General features: G+C 67.7%; 3 protein-coding genes. 1 reads left to right on the top strand and 2 read right to left on the bottom strand.

The features are described from left to right. Positions 1-173: 173 nt before the first annotated feature. Together ABB28_RS07335 and ABB28_RS07330 are read right to left on the bottom strand one after the other, a co-directional pair. Positions 174-515, bottom strand: a complete 342-nt coding sequence (locus ABB28_RS07335; RefSeq protein ID WP_057508009.1) for a hypothetical protein — start codon at positions 513-515, stop codon at positions 174-176. A 124-nt stretch (positions 516-639) separates the two neighbouring features. Beyond that, positions 640-1,815, bottom strand: coding sequence for a thiolase family protein (locus ABB28_RS07330; protein WP_057508008.1), 1,176 nt, complete (start codon positions 1,813-1,815; stop codon positions 640-642). A gap of 217 nt (positions 1,816-2,032) precedes the next feature. On the opposite strand from ABB28_RS07330, the gene ABB28_RS07325 reads away from it, so the two are divergent. After that, on the top strand, positions 2,033-3,335 hold a 1,303-nt coding region (locus ABB28_RS07325), incomplete at its 3' end, for a S8 family serine peptidase (RefSeq protein ID WP_152983417.1).

Below are 3,335 nucleotides of genomic sequence, written 5' to 3'. Positions count from 1 at the left end.
AGCGGCTTTTGCCGTCCCCCACCCAGCCCCACCGCCCGGTCCCAAGCACGTAGCCAGCTGTATGCGGCCACCCGCGAGGGGGTATCACCCGTTCGACCCACCCCAACGACAGGCAAAGAAAAAGCCGCTGGCGAACCAGCGGCTTCTTCAGAACAGCGTGAAGAAAGAAGTTATTACTTCTTGGCTTCTTCAGCAGCGTCCTTGGCCTGCTCGGCGGTGCCTTCGGCAGCCTTGGCAGTGTCAGCAGCTGCGTCGGCAGCAGCGTCGGTGGCGGCGCCAGCGGCGGCACCGGCAGCGTCGGCCGAAGCGTCAGCAGCGGTGGCGGCGGTGTCGGCAGCCTGCTGGGCAGCGTCGGCGGTGGCCGAACCAGCGGCAGCAGCCTGGTCAGCAGCAGCCTGAGCTTCGGTGGCAGCTTCGTTGGCCGAAGCGGCGGCGTCCTGGGCAGCTTCCTGCTTCGAGCAGGCAGCCAGGGCCAGGGCCAGGGACATAGCAACCAGCAGCTTGTTGATGCTCATTTGGTGAATCCTCGTCGTCGTTAGATAGGCAACGCGCAGTTGCGCGCCGTCAACATGATGACAAGCCACGAATGGCTGTCAAGCGATCCCGCATTCAGTTTTGCGAAACAGGAGTTAAATCCAATCAAATCAATTCGATGGCGATGGCCGTTGCTTCACCGCCACCAATGCACAGCGTAGCGATCCCGCGCTTGCCGCCGCGGCTGCGCAATGCGTGCACCAGGGTGACCACCAGACGTGCCCCGGATGCGCCGATCGGATGGCCCAGTGCGCAGGCCCCGCCGTTGACGTTCAATTTGTCATGCGCGATGCCCAGTTCACGCATCGGCGCCATGGCCACCACCGCGAACGCCTCGTTGACCTCGAACAGGTCGACGTCGGCCAGCGTCCAGCCTGCCTTGTCCAGCAGTTTGTGGATCGCGCCGATCGGGGCGGTGGTGAACCACTCCGGCTCCTGCGAGTGGGTGGCGTGGGCAACGATGCGGGCCAGCGGCTGCAGGCCACGCGCCTGGGCGTCTTCTTCGGACAGCAGCACCACTGCGGCGGCGCCGTCGGAGATGCTGGAGGAACTGGCGGCGGTCACGCTGCCGTCCTTCTTGAACGCCGGGCGCAGGGTCGGGATCTTGGCGATGTCGGCGCGGGTGGGCTGTTCGTCGATGGAGATCTCGACCTCGCCCTTGCGGCTGGCGACCTTCACCGCGACGATTTCATCGGCAAATGCGCCGCTGGCCTGCGCGGCCTGGGCGCGCTTGACCGACTCGATCGCGTAGGCGTCCTGCTCTTCGCGGCTGAACTGGTACTTGTCCACGGCGCATTCGGCGAACTCGCCCATGGCCTTGCCGTCGTAGGCATTCACCAGCCCATCGTGGGCCATGTGGTCCACCGCCTGGAAGTTGCCGAAGCGGTTGCCGGTGCGCGAATTGGGCAGCAGGTGCGGCGCGTTGGACATGGACTCCATGCCACCGGCGACGACGATGCTGGCCGAGCCGGCCTTGATCAGGTCATGCCCCAGCATGATCGCCTTCATGCCCGAACCGCACACCTTGTTCAGCGTAGTGGCGCCGGTGGACAGCGGCAGTCCGCCGGCGATGGCGGCCTGGCGGGCGGGCGCCTGGCCCAGGTTGGCCGGCAGCACGCAGCCCATGATGACTTCGGTGACGTCGCTGGCCGGCACGCCGGAGGCTTCAAGCGCGGCGGCGATCGCGGTCGCGCCCAGGGTCGGGGTGGGGACGCCGTTGAACTGGCCGAGGAAGGAGCCGATGGCAGTACGCTTGGCCGCGGCGATGACGATGTTGGACATGGCAATCTCGTTGTTGCGTGAGCAAATTCGGAAAAGGAGACGCGAGCCGTTGGAAGGCGGCGCAAATCCCGGCAGACTGCGTGGGGGACGCCAGTATAAGGCGGTGCCCCTTACCGCAGGTTGGCTGGCCCGACGCCAGCATAGGGCGACCGCGGCACTCGCTACCTTTCACGGGGATACAGGGATGAAACGGGTTCAACTGAATACGGCTGCAGGGATGAGGACCGCGCTGGCCATGTCGCTGGCGGCGGCAATGAGCGCCTGCGGTGGCGGTGGCGGCGGCGGCAATGTCCGCGTCGAACCGCCCACGCCGCCGCCGGTGACGCCACCACCGGTCACGCCGCCGCCGGTTACCCCCCCGCCGGTTACGCCGCCGCAGCCGAGCAGGCAGGGCCACCTGACCGCGATCAATGCGCTGGGCACCGGCCTGACCGGGCAGGGCGTGCGTATCGGCGTCGTGGATTCGGGGGTCAACCGCAGCCATCCGGCACTCGCCGGCCGCGTGGTTGCCAACTACAGCTACGTTGATTCACGGGTGAACGATCTGGGGCGCGACGATGTGGTCGGGCATGGCACCACGGTGTCGATGCTGGCCGCCGGCGGCGACTATGCCGGTTCGCAGGTCGGCGTGGCGCCCGGCGCGGAGATCGTCTCGGCGCGGATCATCGCCGACAAGCGGCCCGTGGATGACGGCAGCGGCAATGGCAACCAGGTCAGTGGGGCCATCGGCCTGGCGCCGGTGCACCGCGACCTGATCAATGCCGGCGTCAAGATCATGAACAACTCCTGGGGTGGCCTGTATTGGACCAACGCGGCCACCACCGCGCAGATCGCCGACGAGTACCGCCCGTTCATCACCAGCAACGGCGGCCTGGTGGTATTCGCCACCGGCAATGACGGCAAGCCCACCCCGTCGAACATGGCCGCGCTGCCGAGCCGTCCCGGCGTCGGCGGCAGCACGCCAGCGGCCGATCTGGTGCGCGGCTGGCTGGCGGTGACCGCCGTGGACACGGTGACCCCGACCCAGCTTGCCAGCTATGCCAATGCCTGCGGCGAAGCCGCCAGCTACTGCCTGGCCGCGCCCGGCACCGCGGTCTATCCGGATCCCCAGGCGACCACGGCGACGGCAAGCTACTACTACGGCTGGGGCACGTCCTATGCTGCGCCGCTGGTCTCCGGCGCGGCGGCGCTGGTATGGCAACGCTATCCGTATTTCAGCAACGACCTGGTCCGGCAGACCCTGCTGGGCACGGCAACCGACCTCGGCGCGGCCGGCGTGGACCCGGTGTTCGGCAACGGGCTGCTCGATGTCGGCAAGGCCGTCAATGGTCCGGGCCGCCTGGACTGGGGCGATGTCAGCGTCAACGTCAACCGCCTCGGGCTGGATTCGGTCTGGAGCAACGACCTCAGCGGGACCGGCGGCTTGGTCAAGCAGGGCGTGGGTTCGCTGGGGCTGTCAGGACGCAGCACCTACAGCGGTGCCACGCGCATCGAACAGGGCACGCTGGCGCTGCGCGGTG

Source organism: Stenotrophomonas chelatiphaga, assembly GCF_001431535.1.
In the GTDB taxonomy this organism is placed as follows: domain Bacteria; phylum Pseudomonadota; class Gammaproteobacteria; order Xanthomonadales; family Xanthomonadaceae; genus Stenotrophomonas; species Stenotrophomonas chelatiphaga.
This window is presented reverse-complemented; position numbering and strand designations above follow the sequence as displayed.

Excerpts from the sequence above, each read along its gene's own strand:
- ABB28_RS07335 (WP_057508009.1), bottom strand. The coding sequence starts at position 515 with ATGAGCATCAACAAGCTGCTGGTTGCTATGTCCCTGGCCCTGGCCCTG.
- ABB28_RS07330 (WP_057508008.1), bottom strand. The coding sequence starts at position 1,815 with ATGTCCAACATCGTCATCGCCGCGGCCAAGCGTACTGCCATCGGCTCC.